The sequence below is a fragment of the Microbacterium sediminis genome, assembly GCF_004564075.1.
GTDB lineage: Bacteria > Actinomycetota > Actinomycetes > Actinomycetales > Microbacteriaceae > Microbacterium > Microbacterium sediminis.
On record NZ_CP038256.1, the window covers coordinates 1018130 to 1036717 of the forward strand.

General features: G+C 72.6%; 20 protein-coding genes, 1 tRNA gene and 1 pseudogene. 9 read left to right on the forward strand and 13 right to left on the reverse strand.

All coding sequences use genetic code 11. The features are described from left to right. Window positions 1-6: 6 nt before the first annotated feature. From E3O41_RS04805 to E3O41_RS04840, 8 genes are all read left to right on the forward strand, one after another. On the forward strand, window positions 7-669 hold the full coding sequence (locus E3O41_RS04805) for an O-methyltransferase (protein WP_067028084.1): 663 nt from the start codon (window positions 7-9) through the stop codon (window positions 667-669). Window positions 670-786: 117 nt separating this feature from the next. Next, complete coding sequence (eno, locus tag E3O41_RS04810) at window positions 787-2067, forward strand: phosphopyruvate hydratase (protein WP_067028082.1); 1281 nt, start codon at window positions 787-789, stop codon at window positions 2065-2067. Window positions 2068-2093: 26 nt separating this feature from the next. Beyond that, window positions 2094-2573: an FtsB family cell division protein gene (locus E3O41_RS04815; RefSeq protein ID WP_067028080.1), complete on the forward strand. Its 480-nt coding sequence runs from the start codon at window positions 2094-2096 to the stop codon at window positions 2571-2573. Between the two features lie 62 nt (window positions 2574-2635). Further along, window positions 2636-3178: a DUF501 domain-containing protein gene (locus E3O41_RS04820; RefSeq protein WP_067028076.1), complete on the forward strand. Its 543-nt coding sequence runs from the start codon at window positions 2636-2638 to the stop codon at window positions 3176-3178. Next, window positions 3168-4502 carry a S8 family serine peptidase gene (locus tag E3O41_RS04825; RefSeq protein WP_067028074.1) on the forward strand — a complete coding sequence of 445 codons (1335 nt, stop codon included), beginning with the start codon at window positions 3168-3170 and terminating at the stop codon, window positions 4500-4502. The genes E3O41_RS04820 and E3O41_RS04825 overlap by 11 nt, the downstream gene beginning before the upstream one ends. Before the next feature lie 3 nt (window positions 4503-4505). Continuing rightward, window positions 4506-5897 carry an NAD(P)/FAD-dependent oxidoreductase gene (locus E3O41_RS04830; protein ID WP_067028072.1) on the forward strand — a complete coding sequence of 464 codons (1392 nt, stop codon included), beginning with the start codon at window positions 4506-4508 and terminating at the stop codon, window positions 5895-5897. A 54-nt stretch (window positions 5898-5951) separates the two neighbouring features. Then, window positions 5952-6025: transfer RNA gene (locus E3O41_RS04835), tRNA-Leu, on the forward strand. A 105-nt stretch (window positions 6026-6130) separates the two neighbouring features. Beyond that, a complete protein-coding gene (locus E3O41_RS04840; protein WP_067028070.1) occupies window positions 6131-7813 on the forward strand; it encodes a Na+/H+ antiporter in 1683 nt (560 codons plus the stop codon). Between the two features lie 43 nt (window positions 7814-7856). On the opposite strand, the gene E3O41_RS04845 is transcribed toward E3O41_RS04840, so the two are convergent. Then, on the reverse strand, window positions 7857-8528 hold the full coding sequence (locus E3O41_RS04845; protein ID WP_067028068.1) for a type 1 glutamine amidotransferase domain-containing protein: 672 nt from the start codon (window positions 8526-8528) through the stop codon (window positions 7857-7859). Between the two features lie 94 nt (window positions 8529-8622). Between E3O41_RS04845 and E3O41_RS04850 the strand changes: the two genes are divergently transcribed. After that, window positions 8623-9522 carry a LysR family transcriptional regulator gene (locus tag E3O41_RS04850; RefSeq protein ID WP_067028067.1) on the forward strand — a complete coding sequence of 300 codons (900 nt, stop codon included), beginning with the start codon at window positions 8623-8625 and terminating at the stop codon, window positions 9520-9522. A gap of 8 nt (window positions 9523-9530) precedes the next feature. Here the strand turns inward: E3O41_RS04850 and csrA are convergent, their stop codons facing one another. The 12 genes and pseudogenes from csrA to E3O41_RS04910 all read right to left on the reverse strand — a co-directional run bounded on the left by csrA (window position 9531) and on the right by E3O41_RS04910 (window position 18574). Further along, window positions 9531-9770 (reverse strand): carbon storage regulator CsrA, encoded by a 240-nt coding sequence (gene csrA / locus E3O41_RS04855; RefSeq protein WP_067028065.1) that lies wholly within the window; start codon window positions 9768-9770, stop codon window positions 9531-9533. 41 nt (window positions 9771-9811) lie between these two features. After that, on the reverse strand, window positions 9812-11857 hold the full coding sequence (locus E3O41_RS04860; RefSeq protein WP_067028063.1) for a flagellar biosynthesis protein FlhA: 2046 nt from the start codon (window positions 11855-11857) through the stop codon (window positions 9812-9814). Further along, window positions 11854-12966: an EscU/YscU/HrcU family type III secretion system export apparatus switch protein gene (locus E3O41_RS04865; protein WP_135012104.1), complete on the reverse strand. Its 1113-nt coding sequence runs from the start codon at window positions 12964-12966 to the stop codon at window positions 11854-11856. Before E3O41_RS04865 ends, E3O41_RS04860 begins: the two co-directional genes overlap by 4 nt. Further along, the gene (locus E3O41_RS04870) at window positions 12963-13724 is read right to left on the reverse strand and encodes a flagellar biosynthetic protein FliR (RefSeq protein ID WP_135012106.1); all 762 of its coding nucleotides are present in this window, start codon (window positions 13722-13724) and stop codon (window positions 12963-12965) included. The genes E3O41_RS04865 and E3O41_RS04870 overlap by 4 nt, the downstream gene beginning before the upstream one ends. A gap of 1 nt (window position 13725) precedes the next feature. Next, window positions 13726-14001, reverse strand: coding sequence for a flagellar biosynthesis protein FliQ (gene fliQ, locus E3O41_RS04875; protein WP_067028057.1), 276 nt, complete (start codon window positions 13999-14001; stop codon window positions 13726-13728). Further along, window positions 13998-14663: pseudogene (fliP, locus tag E3O41_RS04880) on the reverse strand (flagellar type III secretion system pore protein FliP); the annotation flags it as partial. The gene fliQ and the pseudogene fliP, both read right to left, overlap by 4 nt. Further along, window positions 14660-15037, reverse strand: coding sequence for a FliO/MopB family protein (locus E3O41_RS04885; protein ID WP_083991051.1), 378 nt, complete (start codon window positions 15035-15037; stop codon window positions 14660-14662). The pseudogene fliP and the gene E3O41_RS04885, both read right to left, overlap by 4 nt. 49 nt (window positions 15038-15086) lie before the next feature. Then, window positions 15087-15749 carry a flagellar motor switch protein FliN gene (gene fliN, locus E3O41_RS04890; protein ID WP_067028051.1) on the reverse strand — a complete coding sequence of 221 codons (663 nt, stop codon included), beginning with the start codon at window positions 15747-15749 and terminating at the stop codon, window positions 15087-15089. Beyond that, complete coding sequence (locus E3O41_RS04895) at window positions 15746-16678, reverse strand: FliM/FliN family flagellar motor switch protein (protein ID WP_083991050.1); 933 nt, start codon at window positions 16676-16678, stop codon at window positions 15746-15748. Before E3O41_RS04895 ends, fliN begins: the two co-directional genes overlap by 4 nt. Before the next feature lie 50 nt (window positions 16679-16728). Next, complete coding sequence (locus E3O41_RS04900; protein ID WP_067028049.1) at window positions 16729-17472, reverse strand: OmpA/MotB family protein; 744 nt, start codon at window positions 17470-17472, stop codon at window positions 16729-16731. 74 nt (window positions 17473-17546) lie between these two features. Beyond that, window positions 17547-18344 carry a motility protein A gene (locus E3O41_RS04905; RefSeq protein ID WP_067028048.1) on the reverse strand — a complete coding sequence of 266 codons (798 nt, stop codon included), beginning with the start codon at window positions 18342-18344 and terminating at the stop codon, window positions 17547-17549. Then, window positions 18344-18574: a flagellar FlbD family protein gene (locus E3O41_RS04910; RefSeq protein ID WP_067028046.1), complete on the reverse strand. Its 231-nt coding sequence runs from the start codon at window positions 18572-18574 to the stop codon at window positions 18344-18346. The genes E3O41_RS04905 and E3O41_RS04910 overlap by 1 nt, the downstream gene beginning before the upstream one ends. Between the last annotated feature and the right edge of the window lie 14 nt (window positions 18575-18588).

Below are 18588 nucleotides of genomic sequence, written 5' to 3' on the forward strand. Positions count from 1 at the left end.
GGCGTCATGGCCGAATCCTCGCCCGCGTCCTGGGCCGCCGCCGACCGCTACCTCGCCGAGACCCTCGTCGGCCACGACGCCGCGCTGGAGGCCGTGCTGGCATCGCAGCGGGCCGCCGGCCTGCCCGAGATCGAGGTGGCGCCCGTGGCCGGCAAGCTGCTGCACCTGCTGGCGCGGATCAGCGGCGCCCGGCGGATCCTCGAGATCGGCACGCTGGCCGGCTACTCGACGATCTGGCTCGCGCGGGCGCTGCCCGACGGCGGCGAGGTCGTCACCATCGAGGCCGAGCCGGCGCACGCCGAGGTCGCCCGCGCCAACATCGACCGCGCGGGGCTCGCCGATCGCGTCGACATCCGCGTCGGCGGGGCCTCCGAGGTGCTGCCGACGCTCGTGCCCGGATTCGACCTCGTGTTCATCGACGCCGACAAGGAGCGCAACACCCTCTACCTCGATTGGGCCGCGCGCCTCGGCCACCCCGGCACCGTCGTCGTGGTCGACAACATCGGGCGCGAGGGCGAGATCGTCGACCCCGACTCCGCCGATCCGAGGGTGCGGGGCACGCGCGCGGGGTTGGAGATGCTCGGCACCGATCCCCGCTTCGAGGCCTCGGCGCTGCAGACCGTCGGGATCAAGGGCTGGGACGGCATCGCGCTCGCCGTCGTGGTCTGACCGGCATCTCGCCGCGGCCCGCGACAGGCGCCCCGACCGCTCCCCGGCGCGGCTCGCGCGCGGCTAGGCTGGACGGCGGATCAGATCACGTCGTATCCACCTCTAAGGAGTCATTCCGTGGCACAGATCGAAGCAGTTGGCGCTCGCGAGATCCTCGATTCTCGCGGCAATCCCACGGTCGAGGTGGAGGTGCTGCTCGACGACGGAATCGTGCAGCGCGCCGCCGTCCCGTCGGGCGCATCCACCGGGGCCTTCGAGGCCTACGAGCTGCGCGACGGCGACAAGGCCCGCTACGGCGGCAAGGGCGTGCTGAAGGCCGTCGACGCCGTGCTCGACGAGCTCGGCCCGGCCATCGAGGGCCTCGACGCCTCGGACCAGCGCGTCATCGACAGCGTGCTGCGCGAGGTCGACGGCACGCCCAACAAGAAGCGCGTCGGCGCCAACGCCATCCTCGGCGTGAGCCTGGCCGTCGCCAAGGCCGCGGCCGACAGCGCCGACCTGCCGCTGTTCCGCTACCTCGGCGGCCCGAACGCGCACGTGCTGCCCGTGCCGGCCCTCAACGTCATCAACGGCGGCGAGCACGCCGACAACGGCATCGACATGCAGGAGTTCTTCCTCGTGCCGCACGGCGCCGAGTCGTTCGCCGAGGCGCTGCGCTGGGGCGCCGAGACGTACCACGTGCTCAAGAAGGAGCTGCTCGCGGGCGGCTTCGCCACCGGCCTGGGCGACGAGGGCGGCTTCGCCCCCGACCTGCCCAGCAACCGCGAGGGCCTCGACTTCCTCATCGGCGCGATCGAGAAGGCCGGCTTCACCCCCGGCACCGACATCGCGGTGGGCCTGGACGTGGCCGCGACCGAGTTCTTCCAGGACGGCGTCTACACGTTCGAGGGCAAGGAGTGGTCGAGCGAGAAGCTCATCGGCTACTACGAGGAGCTCCTTGCGGGCTACCCGCTCGTGACGATCGAGGACGCCCTCGCCGAGGACGACTGGGAGGGCTGGAAGGCCCTGACCGACGCGATCGGCGGCAAGGTGCAGCTCGTGGGCGACGACCTGTTCGTCACCAACCCGGAGCGCCTCAAGCGCGGCATCGACCTGGGCGTCGCGAACTCGCTGCTGGTGAAGGTGAACCAGATCGGCACGCTGACCGAGACGTTCGACGCCGTCTCGATGGCGCACAACGCCGGCTACACCGCCATGATGTCGCACCGCTCGGGCGAGACCGAGGACACGACGATCGCTGACCTGGCGGTGGCCGTGAACTGCGGTCAGATCAAGTCCGGCGCGCCCGCCCGCAGCGACCGCGTCGCGAAATACAATCAGCTTCTGCGCATCGAGGAGGAGCTGGGCGACGCGGCGGTGTTCGCGGGCCGCGGCGCCTACCCGCGCTTCCAGGGCTGAGAGACACCACGCGGAAGGGGGAGCTGATGGCGAGATCGGCTCCCCCTTCCCGTCCCCCGGCGCGGACGGTCGCGACCGCGCGGGAGTGGCTCGGCGGGATCCGCCTGTCCGGGTTCACGATGATCATGCTCGGGCTCGTCGTGCTCGGCGCGTTCGTGCTCGTGCCCACCGTCGGCACCTACGTGGAGCAGCGACAGAAGATCGCGGCGCTCGAGCAGGCGGTGCAGCTCACGGCCGAGGAGATCGCCGACCTCGAGGCCGAGCAGGCGCGCTGGCAGGACCCGGCCTACATCACGACCCAGGCGCGCGAGCGGCTCTTCTACGGCAAGCCCGGAGAGGTCGTGTACCTCATCGACAACGACCTCGACGAGTCGGAGCTCCCGCGCGACGCGGAGCCGGTGAGCGATCAGGCCGAACAGGCCGAGGCCGACTGGATGGGGCAGCTGCTGCGCTCCGTCGTCGCCTCGGGGCTGACCGAGACCGCCGTGGGGCCGGACGGCGAGTAACGGTCCGGTCCCGACGCGGGCGCCTCTGCCGATTGCCAGCGAAGCCGCCCTAGCCTGGAGACGTGACGACGCCGCCCTTCGCCCCCGTGACGCCCGCCGACATCCGGGTCGTGTCGAGCCAGCTGGGCCGCGAGGCGCGCGGCGTGGTCGGGATCGCCGCCCGATGCGTGTGCGGCAATCCGACCGTCGTGTCCACGACGCCGCGCCTGGCGGACGGCACGCCGTTCCCGACGTTCTACTACCTCACCCACCCGGCGGCGACGGCGGAGATGTCGCGGCTCGAGGCCGCGCAGGTCATGGTCGGGATGAACGAGCGCCTGCAGGCCGACGCGGAGCTGCGCGAGGCCTACCGGCGAGCGCACGAGGCGTACCTCGCCGATCGCGCGCAGTTCGGCGACGTGCCCGAGATCGACGGCGTCTCGGCCGGCGGCATGCCCACGCGCGTCAAGTGCCTGCATGCGGTGCTCGGGCACGCGCTCGCCGCGGGCCCCGGCGTGAACCCCTTCGGCGACGAGGCGCTGGCGCTGTCGGCATGGTCGCCCGAGCGGTGCGAGTGCGACGAGCCGGGGGCGGCCCGCACGGACGGATCCGAGGATGACGCGTAACGTCGGCCGCCTGCGCGTGCCCGCGATCCTCGCCGGAGCGATCGCGGCGGTGGTGCTGCTCACCGGGGCCGCGACGCCCGCGCCGACGCCCTCGCCCTCGGGCACGGCCGATCCCGACGCCGACCCGATCCGCGAGGCGGAGTACTGGCTCGACGACTACGGCATCACCGAGGCCTGGAAGACCACGCGCGGCAAGGGCGTCACGATCGCCGTGATCGACACCGGCATCGCGGCCGGGTCGGAGCAGCTCGACACCGCGGTGACCGACGGCATCGACGTCTCGGGCGTCGGCAGCGCCGACGGGCGCACGCCGGTGGGGGCACAGGACAGCAGCCACGGCACGCTCGTCGGATCGGTGGCCGCGGCCCGCGGCACGGGCCCCGACACGGGCTTCATCGGCGTCGCGCCGGAGGCGCAGCTGCTGTCGGTCTCGGTCGGCTTCGGCGCATCGGCGGCGGTGCCGTTCGTCGATCAGGTGCCGGAGGCGATCACGTGGGCCGTCGATCAGGGCGCCGACATCATCAACCTCTCCTGGACGACGAACACCCTCAGCTGGGACGAGTCGTGGGACGAGGCGTTCCTGCACGCCTTCGAGAACGACGTGGTGATCGTCGTGGCGGCGGGCAACCGCGCGGCCGGCACCCGCGTGGTCGGCGCGCCCGCGACCATCCCGGGCGTGCTCGTCGTGGGTGGCGTGGACGAGAACGGCAAGGCCAGCGTCGAGGCGTCGACGCAGGGCATCACGATCGGCGTCGCCGCTCCCAGCGAGAAGCTGCTCGGTGTGGCCCCCGACGGGCGTGTGGTGTCGTGGAAGGGTACGAGCGGCGCGGCGCCCATCGTCGCGGGGATCGCCGCGCTCATCCGCTCGGCACACCCCGAGCTCGACGCCGACAACGTGATCAACCGCATCATCCAGACCGCCGACCCCGTGGCGGGCACGACGCCGCCGGATCCCGAGTACGGCTACGGGCTGGTCGACGCCGCGGAGGCCGTGACGGCGAACGTGCCGATGGTCGCCGACAACCCTCTGGTGGACGTCGAGCTGGAGGAGTGGATCCGGCTGTATCGGCGCGGCGACGCGGCCCCCGCGCCGACGCCGACGATCGGCGACGTCGAGGTGCCGCCGCTGCCGCCGGCCGAGCCGCCCACCGAGGCGGGGCCGCCCTGGCTGCCCTCGCCCGATTCGCTTCGCGAGGGCACGCTGCCGCTGATCGCCGGAAGCGCCGCTGGTATCCTTGTCACGCTCGGCCTCGTCGCTGTCGTCCGACGCATTCGCAAGGCGCGCTCGCGCCCGTCCGGCAACACACAGTCAAGGAGTTCGTAACTCGTGCCCAGGATTCTTATCGTCGGCGGTGGATACGCCGGTTTCTACACCGCGTGGCAGCTCGAGAAGCACCTTCGCAAGGGCGAGGCCGAGGTCGTCATGGTCGACCCGCTGCCGTACATGGCGTACCTGCCGTTCCTTCCCGAGGTCGCCTCGGGCGCGATCGAGCCCCGTCACGCCGTGGTCTCGCACCGCCGCCACCTGAAGCGCACGAAGATCGTCAACGCGAAGGTCACGAAGATCGACCACGCGAACAAGACCGCCACCATCGCGCCCGAGGGCGGCGAGGCGTACGAGCTCGCGTACGACCACGTCGTGGTGACCGCCGGCTCGGTCTCGCGCACGTTCCCGATCCCCGGCATCGCCGACAACGCGATCGGCATGAAGTCGATCGAGGAGGCCGTCGCCGTGCGCGACACCCTCATCAAGAACTTCGAGCGCGCCGCGGCGCTGCCCAAGGACAGCGAGCTGCGCAAGCGCCTGCTCACCGTCGTGGTGGTCGGCGGCGGCTTCGCCGGCATCGAGACGTTCGCCGAGCTGCGCTCGTCGGCCTCGGCGCTGCTCGAGAAGTTCCCCGAGATCTCGTTCGACGAGACGCAGTTCCACCTCATCGAGGCGATGGGCCGCATCATGCCGGAGGTCTCGCTCGAGACCGCCGAGTGGGTGCTCAAGGACCTTGCCAAGAAGGGCGCCTACGTGCACCTCGACACGCAGGTGGCCGACGCCACCGGCGGCGTGGTCAAGACGAACACGGGCGAGGAGTACCCGAGCGACCTCATCATCTGGACGGCCGGCGTCATGGCCAACCCCCAGGTGGTGCGCGGCAGCGACCTGCCGACCGAGCCGCGCGGCCGCATCACCACGCAGGCCGACCTGCGGGTGATCGACGCCGACAAGAACGTGGTCGAGGGCGCCTGGGCCGCCGGCGACATCGCCGCCGTGCCCGACAAGACCGGCGGCCTGCCCGACGGCACCTGCGTGCCCAACGCGCAGCACGCCGTGCGCCAGGCCAAGCGCCTCGCCAAGAACCTCACCGCCGTGCTGCGCGGCGAGGCCCCGGTGGACTACGAGCACAAGAACCTCGGTGCCGTCGCCGGCCTGGGCCTGTACAACGGCGCGTTCCAGTCGGGCAAGCTCGCCATCAAGGGCTTCTTCGCCTGGGTCGCCCACCGCGGCTACCACGGCCTGGCCATGCCCACGTGGGAGCGCAAGTGGCGCGTGATCTGGGGCTGGGTGCACAACTTCTTCCTCGGCCGCGACCAGGTCCAGCTGAGCGCGACCCAGAAGCCGCGCGCCTTCTTCGAGGAGTTCGCCTCGCGTCCGAAGCCCGCCGTCGAGGAGACGCCGGCCCCGGCCGCCGCTCCGGCGGAGGGAGAGAAGGTCGCCGCGAGCTGATCCGTCCGCCGAGAGGGCGCTCATCCCCTAGCGTGGGTGAGCGCCCTTTCGCATCCCCCCGTAGCCCAATTGGCAGAGGCAGCCGACTTAAACTCGGCCCAGTCTCGGTTCGAGTCCGAGCGGGGGGACGGCGTCGCGATCCGGGGTCCCACGGGGCCTGGCGGGAATACGCGGCACCGCCCGAGACTTGATTCCTGAGCGTCCGTGCGCGGCGCGGTGAGGGAGGCGGGATCATGGGCGGGCTGGAGATCACGGTTCTGCTGGGAGCCTCGGTGCTGGCCGGCGCGCTGCTCGCGCCGCGGCTGCGCATCGCGACGCCGCTCGTGTTCGTGCTGCTGGGTCTGCTGCTCGGCTTCGTGCCGTCGCTGCGCGGGATCGAGCTGCCGCCGGAGACGGTGCTGCTGCTGTTCCTGCCGGTCATGCTGTTCTGGGAGAGCCTCACGACGTCGCTGCGCTCGATCCGCCGCGACCTGCGCGGCATCGTGCTCATGAGCACGCTGCTGGTCGTGCTGACCGCGTTCGCGGTGGCCGGCGTCGCGCACCTGCTGGGCGTGCCGTGGGAGGCGGCGCTCATCCTCGGCGCCGCCGTCGCGCCGCCGGATGCCACGGCCGTGGCCGCGCTGGGGCGCAGCCTCCCGCGGCGCAACTTCACGCTGCTCAAAGCCGAGAGCCTCACCAACGACGGCACGGCGCTCGTCGTCTACGCGATCGCCGTGGGCCTGGCCACGGGCGGCTCGTACACGCCGTGGACGATCACGGGCATGGTCGCGCTGTCGTACCTCGGCGGGATCGCCGCGGGGATCGTGACGGCGATCGCCGCGTACCTGCTCATGAGCCGGCTGCGCTCGGCGCTCACCATCAACATCGCGCTGCTGCTGACGCCGTTCGCCGCGTTCCTCGCCGCCGAGATCATCCACGCGTCCGGGGTCCTCGCCGTGGTCGTCGCCGGGCTGATCAGCGCGTACCTCGGCCCCCGGATCAGCACCGCCGCCTCGCGCCGCCAGCGCGACGCGGTGTGGCCGCTGGGAGCGTTCCTGCTCAACGGGGCCCTGTTCGTGCTCATCGGCATCGAGGTGCAGGCCGTCATCCGCACGATCGACCTGCGCGACGTGGGGTGGCTGCTGCTCGTCACGCTCGCCGCGTGGGGCGTGCTGCTCGTGGTGCGGTTCGGGTTCCTGTGGGCGTCGGCGATGCTCATCCGCCTGCTCGATCGCCGCCCGTCGCAGCGGCTGCGGCGCATGTCGAACCGCGCCCGCGCGGTGAGCACCGTGGCGGGCTTCCGCGGCGCCGTCTCGCTGGCGATCGCGCTGTCGATCCCCCTCGGCGAGGGGGCCGGCGCGGTGGACGGGCGCAACGAGGTGATCTTCGTCACCGCCGGGGTGATCCTGCTGACGCTGCTCGTGCAGGGCCCGCTGCTTCCCGCCGTCGTGCGCTGGGCGCGGCTGCCGGCCGACACCGCCGCCGAGGAGGAGCTGCAGCTCGCGGAGCGGTCGATCACCGGCGCCGCGCTCGCCCGCATCGAGGAGATCGCGGCGGACGTGGGCATCAGCGACGAGGTGCGCGAGCGCCTCACCCGCGACTACTACGAGGCGCTGGAGCTCGCCAACGCCCGCGTCCAGGCGCGCGTGGACCGCGAGATCGAGGCGCTGGACGCGATGATCGACACGCGCGATCCGGATGCCGACGCGGAGGGGGAGCTGCAGGGCGCCGTGGTCGCTGTGGGCACGGCGGTGGTCTCGCCGCTCGCGCGCAACGAGGAGTACACGCGGCTGCGCCTGGCGGTGCTCGACAGCAAGCGCGAGGTGCTCGTGCGCCTCACGCGCGACGGCGCGGTCGACGACGACGTGGCCCGGCGCATCCACACGCGGCTCGATGTGGAGGAGGTCCGGCTGCGCGGACCGGAGTCGCTGGAGTGACGGGTGCGGGCGCCCACGCCGCGACGTGGGCGCCCGCCGATCGTCACGCCAGGCGGGCCAGCAGCGCGCGGGCCACCGAGGCCGACGACTGCGAGTTCTGACCCGACACCAGGGCGCCGTCCTCGACGACGTGATCGGCCCACGGCGCGGCGGTGTCGACCGTCACACCCTGCTCGCGCAGCGTCGACTCGAGCAGCCACGACGCCGCGTCGGCGAGCCCGCCCTGGCGCTCCTCCTCGTCGGTGAACGCCGCGACCGTGCGGCCGCGGGCGGCGAGCGCGCCGTCGGCGTCGCGGGCCGCCAGCAGGGCGGCGACCCCGTGGCACACGAGCGCCAGGGGAGTCTCGTCGCGCAGGGCGGCGGCGATCAGCGCGCCCGACGTCGGGTCCGCGGCGAGATCCTCCATCGGGCCGTGGCCGCCGGGGTAGAACACGGCGTCGTAGTCGCCGAGCGCGACCTCCTCCAGAGGCAGCGGGCGGGCGAGCCCCTCGATCGCCTCGATCGCGGCCCGGGCGTCCGGGTCGGCCTCGAGCGATGCGGCATCGATCACCGGCTCGACCCCGCCCGGGGTCGCGAACGCGACGCGGTGCCCGGCCTCGGTGAGTATCCGGTAGGGGGTCAGCAGTTCCTCGGCCCAGTAGCCGGTCGGGTGCTGACGGCCGTCGGCGAGGGTCCAGGAGCGCGCTCCCGTGACGACGAACAGAACGGTGGACATGGCGATCCTCCAGGGGACGGTGTGCGGCTTCCGGTCGGGAGCCTCGACGGGGGAAACGATGTGCCGGCGCCGGTTCTTCCGATAGCTTCGGGATATGAGCCATAGATCTGCCGATGGGCTGGATCATCTGCCGCTGTGGCGGACGTTCCTCGCCGTGCACGCGTCCGGGTCGGTCTCGGGCGCCGCGCGCACGCTGGGGATCACGCAACCGACGGTCACCGCCCAGCTGCAGGCGCTGGAGCGGATCGTCGGGGCCCGGCTCTTCGACCGCGGCGCGCGCGGGGTCACCCCGACGCCGCTCGCCGAGGATCTCGCCTCGCGCCTGGCCGCGCCCTTCACGGCCGTTGCGGCGGCCCTCGCCGGCGTCGATGCCGACGCACAGCCGCCCGTGCGCGTGGGTGCGGCGGCCGAGCTGCTGGCCGAGATCGCGATGCCCGCGCTGGCGCCGCTCGTCGCGCAGGGTGTGCGCGTGCGGGCGGTGCCCGGCCTGAGCGCCGATCTCGTCGATGGCGTCCGCGCCGGCGCGCTGGACCTGACAATCGCCACCGAGCGCCCGGCCGGGCGTCGCGTCGCCGCGGAGCCGCTCACCGACGAGACCTTCGTGCTCGTGACGGCGCCGGGCGTCGTGCCCGACGGCGCGGGATCGCCGGAGGTGCTCGAGGCCCTGCCGTTGCTCGCGTACGCGCACGACGTGCCGATCCTGCGCCGGTACTGGCGGCACGCCTTCGGACGGCGCCTCGAGCGGGAGCCGGCCCTGATCGCCCCCGACCTGCGCGCGCTCCGGGCGGCGGCGATGGCGGGTGCGGGGCTGGCGGCCCTGCCGCATCACCTCTGCCGCGACGCCCTCGCCGACGGTCGCCTCGTCGACGTGCACCCGACCGACGACCCGCCCATCAACACGCTCTACCTCGTCACCCGCGCCGGCGCGGTCCCGCCGCACGTGGAGCGCGTCCGCGCGGCGCTGTCCGCCGCGATCGTGACCGCCCTGGCGTGAGCCGGGGGTCAGGAGGGCGAGCGGCCGGAGAGGGCGGCGCGCAGCGCCTGCTCGGCCGCGTCGCCGGCGTGGGCGGCCTCGGCGTTCTCGGCGCGCACGGCCTCGACGATCTCGGCGCGCTGGATGCGCGTCTCGCGCGGGGCGCGGATCCCGATGCGGATGCTGTCGCCCTTCACATCGAGGACCGTGACCTCGACATCGTCGCCGATCAGCAGGCTCTCGCCGATCCGCCTCGTCAACACCAGCATCGGTTCAGACTATCGGCCGCGGGTGGCTCCCGCGTCAGGACTCACGCGGCAAGCGTCTGCTGATCGCGCACGACCCCGACCGTCTCGATCGCGAAGCCCCCCGCGGTGGCCTCGTTGTACGAGAGCACGGGGAGCCCGTCGGTCTGCGCGGAGAGGAGGCGGCGCACGGCCGGGCGCAGCGTCGGGGCGCACACGAGCACGGGCTCGCCGCCGGCGGCCGGATCGAGCTCGGCGACCGTCTGCTTGACCGACTGCACCACCTGCTCGATGCGGCTCGGATCCAGCACGATGTGCGTGCCGTCCTCGCCCGAGCGCATGCCTTCGAGCATCGCCTGCTCCAGCAGCGGCGCGATCATGACCACCCGCAGCGTGCCCTCGTGGGCGAAGCGCGCCGCGATCGCCGGTCCGAGCGCGGCGCGGGCGGCCTCGATGAGCCCTTCGGGGTCGGTGGAGGTCTTGGCCCGCAGCGCGAGCGCCTCGTAGATGCGGGCGAGGTCGTTGATCGGCACCCGCTCGGCGAGCAGCCCCGTGAGCACGCGCTGGATCTCGGCGAGCGAGAGCAGCGCGGGCGTGAGCTCCTCCACCGCCGAGGGGCTGATCTCGCGCAGCCCGTCGGTGAGCTGGCGCACGTCCTCGCGGCTGAGCAGCCGGGCGGCCGAGGCCTGCACCACGTCGGAGAGGTGGGTGACGATGACGCTGGCCCGGTCGATCACCGTGGCGCCGGCCATCTCGGCGCTGTGGCGCATCTCGAGCGGGATCCACTTGCCCTCCAAGCCGAACACCGGGTCGAGCACCGTCTTGCCGGGGAGGCTGTCGAGGTCGCCGCCGAGGGCGAGCACGGAACCGGCCGGCGCGATGCCGCGGCCTGCCTCGACGCCCGCCACGCGGATCGTGTACGTGGACGGCGGCAGATCGATGCTGTCGCGCGTGCGGACGGGCGGCACGAGGAAGCCCAGGTCGAGGGCGATCCGGCGGCGCAGCGCCTTGACGCGCGCGAGGAGGTCGTCGGGGCCGCCCGTGACGAGGTCGACGAGGTTGGGCGCCAGGAGGATCTCCAGGGCGTGCACGCGCATGCGCTCCATGAGCTCCTCGGGCCGGTCGCTCGGCGCGGCGGCCGCCTGCACCTCGTCGCGCTCGGCCGTGCGCTTGGCCTCGGAGGCCTTGATGCGCTGGGCCGCGAGCAGCAGGCCGGCGCCGATCAGCACGAACGGCAGCATCGGCATGCCGGGGATGAGGGCCATCACGATGGCCGCGCAGCCGGCGATCATGAGCGCGATGCGCGACTGGGTCAGCTGCGACGACGCCGCCTGGCCCATCTCGTGCTCGGTGTTCGAGCGCGTGACGATCATGCCGGTGGAGACGGCCATGAGCAGCGCCGGGATCTGCGTGACGAGCCCGTCGCCGATCGTCAGCAGGCTGTAGGTGCTCAGCGCCTCGTCGATCGGCATCTCGTGCTGCAGCATGCCGATCGCGATGCCGCCGATGAGGTTGATGACGATGATCACCAGCCCGGCGATCGCGTCGCCCTTGACGAACTTCGACGCGCCGTCCATCGCGCCGTAGAAGTCGGCCTCCGCGGCCACCTCGGCCCGTCGCTCGCGCGCCTCGACGTCGGTGATGAGGCCCGCGTTGAGGTCGGCGTCGATCGCCATCTGCTTGCCGGGCATGGCGTCGAGGGTGAAGCGCGCGCCGACCTCCGCGACGCGCTCGGCGCCCTTGGTGACCACGACGAACTGGATGACCACGAGGATGAGGAACACCACGGCGCCGATGATGAGCGAGCCGCCCACGGCGATCTCGCCGAACGCGTGGATGACCTCGCCCGCGTACGCCTCGCCGAGCACCAGGCGCGTGGAGGCGACGTTCAGGCCGAGCCGGAACAGCGTCGCCACGAGCAGCAGCGACGGGAACACCGAGAAGTCGAGCGGCTTCTTCGCGAACATCGTCGTGAGCAGGATCACGAGCGCGAACATGATGTTCATGATGATCAGCACGTCGAGCAGCGGCGGCGGCACCGGCACGACGAGCAGCATGATGATGCCGACGACGCCGACGGGGACGGCCAGGGACTTCAGGACGGTTCTCATGCGGGCCTCGCGGTGGGGGTGGGGGCGGGACGGTCGGGCATGGTGTGCACGCCGCGCGCGGAGCCGCGGCGCCTGAGGGCGGCGACGAAGACGAGCACGCGGGCGACGGCGGTGTAGAGGTCGGGCGGGATCTCCTGGCCGAGCTCGCACGCGGCGTGGATCGCGCGGGCCAGGGGGATGTCGCGCACCATCGGCACGCCGGCCTCGGTGGCGCGCTCGCGGATCTTCTCGGCGATCGCCCCCGCGCCCTTCGCGACGACGCGCGGGGCGGCCTTGCCGGCCTCGTAGGTGAGGGCGACGGCGACGTGCGTGGGATTGACGAGCACGACGTCGCTGCCGGCGACGGCGGCGATCATGCGGTTGCGGCTCATCGCCAGCTGGCGCGAGCGGCGCTGCTGGCGGATGATCGGGTCGCCCTCGGAGCTCTTGTGCTCCTGCTTCGCCTCCTGCTTGGTCATGCGGGTGTGCTTGGTGTTGCGGCGCATGACCACGAGCACGTCGACGAGGGCGAGCGCGACGCCCACGGCCACCGCGACCCACAGCACGGCGGCGGTGGCGTCGGCGGCCTCGGTGATGAGCCGACTGATCGAGTGGCCGCCGCTCGCGGCGAGCACGGGCAGCAGGCCCGCGATGACGAGCCACACCGCCCCGCCGATCGCGAGCGTCTTCAGCAGCGCCTTCGCACCCTCCCACAGCGCCTGCAGCCCGAACAGCCGCCGCACGCCGGCGACGATGTTGAACTGCTCACCGCGCATCGGCACGCCGCGCAGGTGGATGCCGCCCTGCGACACGGCCCCGAGGACGGTGGCGATCACGACGGCCGCCAGCAGCGGTCCCAGCGTCGAGCCGATGGAGGCGATGGCCTCGCCGACCAGGGCCACCGCCCGCTCCGGATCGGGCTCGCGCACGATCGATCCGACCGCGAGGAACTGGCCCGTGGCGGCGGAGGCGCCGTCGCCGACGGCCGTCGACATCAGCGCGCCGGCCGCGGCGATGCCCACCCAGGCGGTGAGGTCCTGGCTGCGCGAGATGCGGCCCTTGCGGTGGGCCTCCCGCAGCTTGCGCTCGGTGGCCTTCTCGGTCCGCTCGCCGCTGTCCGCGTCGCTCACGAGCCCACACCCCCCATCAGGCTCAGGGCCTGGCGCACGAGGGCGTCGACGATGCCGGGAAGGGTGAGGAAGACGACGCCGGCCAGCACGAGGGTGAGCATGATCTTCAGCGGGAACCCGAGCGCGAAGGCGTTGAGCGCCGGCGCCACGCGGGTGACGAGGCCGAGCCCGGCGTCGGCGAGGAAGAGCACGAGCACGAGGGGCCCGGCGATCTGCACGGCGGCGAGCATGAGCTGGCCGGCCACGCCCGTGAGCAGCTCGGCGGGCCCGGCGATCTGGAACACGCCGTCCACGGGCACGGCATCGAAGCTGCGCGCGAGGCCGGCGATGATCAGCTGGTAGCCGTCCGAGGCGAACAGCAGCACGATCGCCGTCATCTGGAACAGGCGGGTGAACTGCGCGCCGTTGATCATCGACTGCGGGTCGAAGGCCTGTGCGAGCTGGAAGCCGCCGAACACGTCGATGAGGCTGCCGGCGGCCTGCACCGCCGAGAACACGGCCAGCACGAGCAGGCCGAGCAGCGCCCCCGTCACGAGCTGCAGCACGAGCGCCCCGAAGAAGCCGGCCGTCTCGAGCGGCGTGTAGTCGGGCGCGACGGCGGTGCCGATCGCGAGCGAGAGCCCGATGCCGAGCATCGCCTTCACGCGCGCGGGGATCGCGCCGTGCGAGAACGGCGGGGCGATCATGAGGAACGCCGTGATCCGGACCGCGGCGAGCATGGTCGCCTCCAGCCAGGCGAGATCGACCGGGATGTTCACGTCAGCCGCCCGCGAGCAGTCCGGGGATGCGGGCGAACATCTCGTTGGTGAACGCGATGATCTCGGCGATCATCCAGTTGCCGCACACCAGCAGGGCGATGCCCACGCCGATGAGCTTGGGCACGAACGAGAGCGTGACCTCCTGCACCTGCGTGATCGACTGCAGCAGCGAGATCGCGAAGCCGACCACCAGCGCCGTGATGAGCAGGGGAGCGGCCAGCTTGGCGCCGACGATCAGCCCCTGCATGCCGATGTCGAGGACCGCCTCCGGGGTCATCCCGTGCCCCCGTACGACTCGATGAGCGAGCGGATGATCAGGCCCCAGCCGTCGACGAGGATGAACAGCAGGATCTTGAACGGCAGCGAGATCATCACCGGCGGCAGCATCATCATGCCCATCGCCATGAGCGCCGAGGCGACGACGAGGTCGATCACGAGGAACGGGATGAAGATGACGAAGCCGATGATGAACGCCGCGCGCAGCTCGCTGATCATGAACGCCGGGATGAGCGTGTACATCGGCACGCTCGCCGGGTCGTCGGGGTTGGGCTGATCGGAGGCGCGCGTCATGAGCGCGATGTCCTCCTCGCGCGTGTAGAGCAGCAGCCACTCGCGCAGCGGGTTCTGGCCCACGTCGACGGCCTGGGTGAAGGTGAGGGTGCCGTCGATGTACGGCTGCACCGCGATCTGGTTGATGTCGGTCAGCACGGGCCACATGATGAACAGCGACAGGAACAGCGATAGGCCCGCGAGCACCTGGTTCGGCGGGATCGAGGGCAGCGACAGCGCGTTCCGTGCCAGCGCGAGCACGACGAAGATCTTCGTGAACGAGGTCATCATCAGCAGCAGCGCGGGCGCCACCGACAGCAGCGTGATCCCGAGCAGCGTGAGGACCGACGACGAGGGCGACCCGTCGACGCCGAAGATATCGACGCTCATCGCGCGCGCCGCAGGGCCTGCGCCGTCTGCCGCCAGGTCGCGGGGGAGAGGATCGAGCCGCGCAGGAGATCGAGCTCCTCGTGGCTCGCGCGGCGATCCCGCCGCAGCGGGGCGTGGTCGGGCCGCGGCGCCTCGGGCAGCGGCTCGGCGGGGGCGGTCGCGGGGGCCGAGATCTGATGCGGGGCGCGGTCGCGGTCGATGACCGACACGCCCTGCTCCGTCACGCCGAGCACGTAGCGGGTGCCCTCGACCTCGACGACGACGAGCTGCGCCTTGCCGCCGAGGGCCTGCCGCGAGACCACGGTGATCCCCGCGCCCGGCTGCCCCGTGCGCTTGGTGAGGCGCCGCTGCAGGTACCAGAGCAGGCCGAGCACCGCCGCGAGCGAGACCGCGACGCGCAGGGCCAGCAGCAGATCGTCCAGCTCAGACCTCGGCGTTCTCGAGGATGCGGGTGATCCGCACCGCGTAGTCCTGGTCGACGACGACGATCTCGCCGTGGGCGATGAGCCGGCCGTTGAGCTTGATGTCGGCGGGGGCGCCGGCCGAGCGGTCCAGCTCGACGATGCGCCCGGGTGCGAGGTCGAGCACGTCGCGCACGGCCATGCGGGTGCGGCCGATCTCGACCGTGAGGTCCATCTCGACGCCGGCGATGCGCTGCAGGCGGCGCGACGGCACGGTGGCGCTGCCGGCGGCGGGCACCTGGCTCACGCGGACGGCGAGGCGGCCGACCGTGCGGCCGGTCTCGTCCTGCAGGTCGAACACCTTGGCCTGCGGGTGGGCGAACAGCGCCGAGGCGTCGCCGATGCGGGTCTCGCGCAGCACGCCGGGGCCGAGCGTGGCCGCCGCGGCCTCGATCGCCTCGTGCAGCCGGTCCTCGAGCGGCGCCTCCGGCTGGCCGTCGGCGAGGATGTCGTGGTCCAGGATCAGCGCGGCCAGCTCGGCGCCGGCCTCGCCGACGTACGACACGATGATCGCGTCGCCGGTGTCGCTCGTGGCGTGCGAGGCGCTCGCGGTGATCTCGGAGGTGGTGGGCAGGCGCGCGGCGAACGCGGCGGCGACGGCGGACTCGTGGGCGATGGGGGTCACCGTGGCTCCTCGGAGGGGACGGGCTCATCCGGCGCGGATGCGGCCGGCAGGGACGTGATGACGCAGGCGAGGCGGGCCCCGCTCGCGCCGACGGCGGCGGTGGCGACGGCGACGTCGCCGGCGACGAGATCGAGCGGGCGGTCCTCGGCGTGCGGGATGCGGATGAGGTCGCCCACCTGCAGCCCCAGCACGTCGGCCGGGCGGACGGCGACCGGGGTGAGCCGCAGCGCCAGCTCCAGCGGCGTCTGCTCCACCTGGCGGCGCACGAGGCCCGGCGCGAGGGCGGGCGGGGCGGCCGGCGACGCGCTGGTCAGCCGCTCGAGCACCAGCTCGGCCGGCAGCATGACGCTCGCCGGGACGGTGCGCTCGCCGAGGCGCAGCGAGAACCGGGCGACGATGACGAGGTCGGCGGCCGAGGCGAGCTGCGCGAACTGCGGGTTGTACTGGATGCCGCTCACCGTGAGTCCGGCGGGAAACAGCCCCGTCAGGGCGTGCGAGAGGTGCTCGAGCACGCCGGTCATGAGGTGCCGGATCAGGGCCTGCTCGATGGGGGTGAGGGGGCGCTCCTCGGTGACCTCGACCGGGCGCCCGCCGACCATCTGGATGATCCACGACAGCGCCGCCGACAGCGGGAACTGCACGATGCTGCTGGCCTCGTGGTCGGGCACGGAGCCGACCACGACGGTGGTGGTCTGCGGCAGCCCGTCGGCATACTCGGCGTAGGTCTGCAGGTCCACCGATTCGACGGCGACGTGCGCGCGCAGGCGGATCTTGTCGGTCAGCTGCGTGGCCCACTGGCGCGCAAAGGTCTCGAACGCCAGTTCGAGGGCGCGGGAGTGCTCGCGGGCGAGGGTGGCGGGACGACCGAAGTCGTACACCTCGATCGCCGCCTCGGGAGGGGCCGCGGGAGCGCGCACGTCGATGACCACGAACCCGACTATCGGGCGCGTGGGCGCGTGCGTTAGGCGTGCGTGACGGATCACCCGGGCGGCGCTGCCGCCGTCACGCTGGGGATGAGGGCTCGCACCTCCTCTTCCGCGTTGCTGAGCACGACGATGTCGACGCGTCGGTTGCGCGCGAGGGCCGCGTCGTCGGTCCCCTCGGCGATGGGCCGGGTGTCGCCGAAGCCGACCGCCTGGACGCGATCGCCTCGCAGCCCGTCGGCCTCGACGAGGTGCCGCAGCACCTGGGTGGCGCGGCCGGACGACAGCTCCCAGTTGGTGGGGAACGGCGCGACCGGTGCCCGGTAGTCGGCGTGGCCCTCGATCGAGATCTCGTTGTCGACCTCCACGAGCACGCCGCCGAGCGCGTCGAGCACCGCGACGGCCTTGTCGCTGAGCACCGTGCTGTTGGTCTGGAAGAACGTCTCCGCGCCCACCAGCCCGACGGTGAGGCCCCGGTCGTCGATGACGAACTCGGCGGTGCCGGCGAGCCCCCGGGCCTCCAGGGCGCCCTCGAGCCGCGAGCGCAGCTCCTCGAGGTGGTCCACCTCGGCCTGCGCGGCGGCGAGATCGGTGTTGGCCGCGTGGCCGCCGTCCTCGGCCTGCAGCTCCTCGGGCAGCACGAGACCGGCGGTGTCGACGTCCTCGCTGGGCTCCTGGCCGAAGCCGGTGGCGAGCGAGTCGCGCAGCTGCTCGAACTTCTGCTGGTCCACGCTCGACATGGCAAAGAGCACGATGAACAGGCACATCAGCACCGTGATCATGTCGAGGTACGAGGCCATCCAGCGCTCGTCCGGGCCGTCATGGCCCCCCGACGAATGATCGACCGCGTGGCGGCGGCCCCCGCGGCGCGCGCTCATGACGCCTCGATCGACTCCGGCAGCGGTCGCTCGGCCTTGGCCGCGGCGGGCCGATCGGCCACGAGCGCCTGCAGCCGCTCGGCGACGAGGTGCGGCGGGTTGCCGGCCTGCACGGCGAGCATGCCCTCCATCACGAGCGTCATGCGCTCCAGCTCGAGCTCGCCCAGGCGCTGCAGGCGGTTGCCGATGGGCAGCCACAGGAAGTTGGCCGACAGCAGGCCCCACAGGGTGGCGACGAAGGCCGCGGCGATCATGGGGCCGAGGGTGTCGGGGGCGTCCAGCTGCTCCAGCACGTGCGTGAGCGAGACGACGGTGCCGATGATGCCGACGGTCGGGGCGTAGCCGCCGAGGGTGGCGTAGAAGCGCGAGGCGGTGCGATTGCGGGCGGCGGTCGAGGCGATGTCGTCCTCGAGCACCATGCGCAGCTCGTCGGCGTCGGTGCCGTCGGCGATGCTCTGCAGCGCGCGGCGGGCGAACGGGTCCTCGACGTCGGGCACGAGCTGCTCGAGCGAAAGCAGGCCCTCGGCGCGCGCCTTCTCGGCGTACTCGACGACCTGGTCGATCATCGAGGCCGGGGTGCGGCGGTCGCCGCGCACGGCGCGCGGCAGCGCCTTGACGGCCGCGAGCGCATCGCGCACGGTCGCGCTCGCGATGCCGACGGCGATCGTGCCGCCGAAGACGAGGATCATCGGGGCCGGCAGGAACAGGGCGGCCAGGCTCGCGTGCTCCAGCGTGATCATCGCGTAGAGCGAGCCGAACGCCAGCACGATGCCGGCGATGAAGGCGAGGTCCATCAGCCGATCACCCCCGCGACGTCGCCGGAGCGGCGCATGTCGGAGGCCGCCGCGAGGACCCGCGAGCGGTAGCCGGTGATGCGGTCGATGACCTCCTGCATCGGCTCCAGGACGATGAAGGTCGCTCCGTCCACCATGACGAGCGTGGTGTCCGGCGACTCGTGAATCCGCTCGATGAGATCCGGATTCACGGCGAACCGGGTGCGGTTCAGGCGCGTGACGACGATCATGGCTCCATCCTGGA

Bases quoted from the DNA above. Each gene is read 5' to 3' on its own strand.
- E3O41_RS04805 (WP_067028084.1), top strand. From the start codon at position 7: ATGGCCGAATCCTCGCCCGCGTCCTGGGCCGCCGCCGACCGCTACCTC.
- E3O41_RS04815 (WP_067028080.1), top strand. From the start codon at position 2,094: ATGGCGAGATCGGCTCCCCCTTCCCGTCCCCCGGCGCGGACGGTCGCG.
- E3O41_RS04825 (WP_067028074.1), top strand. From the start codon at position 3,168: ATGACGCGTAACGTCGGCCGCCTGCGCGTGCCCGCGATCCTCGCCGGA.
- E3O41_RS04840 (WP_067028070.1), top strand. From the start codon at position 6,131: ATGGGCGGGCTGGAGATCACGGTTCTGCTGGGAGCCTCGGTGCTGGCC.
- E3O41_RS04845 (WP_067028068.1), bottom strand. From the start codon at position 8,528: ATGTCCACCGTTCTGTTCGTCGTCACGGGAGCGCGCTCCTGGACCCTC.
- E3O41_RS04850 (WP_067028067.1), top strand. From the start codon at position 8,623: ATGAGCCATAGATCTGCCGATGGGCTGGATCATCTGCCGCTGTGGCGG.
- csrA (WP_067028065.1), bottom strand. From the start codon at position 9,770: ATGCTGGTGTTGACGAGGCGGATCGGCGAGAGCCTGCTGATCGGCGAC.
- E3O41_RS04860 (WP_067028063.1), bottom strand. From the start codon at position 11,857: ATGAGAACCGTCCTGAAGTCCCTGGCCGTCCCCGTCGGCGTCGTCGGC.
- fliQ (WP_067028057.1), bottom strand. From the start codon at position 14,001: ATGACCCCGGAGGCGGTCCTCGACATCGGCATGCAGGGGCTGATCGTC.
- E3O41_RS04900 (WP_067028049.1), bottom strand. From the start codon at position 17,472: ATGGCCTCGTACCTCGACATGATCACGGTGCTGATGTGCCTGTTCATC.
- E3O41_RS04905 (WP_067028048.1), bottom strand. From the start codon at position 18,344: ATGGACCTCGCCTTCATCGCCGGCATCGTGCTGGCGTTCGGCTCGCTC.
- E3O41_RS04910 (WP_067028046.1), bottom strand. From the start codon at position 18,574: ATGATCGTCGTCACGCGCCTGAACCGCACCCGGTTCGCCGTGAATCCG.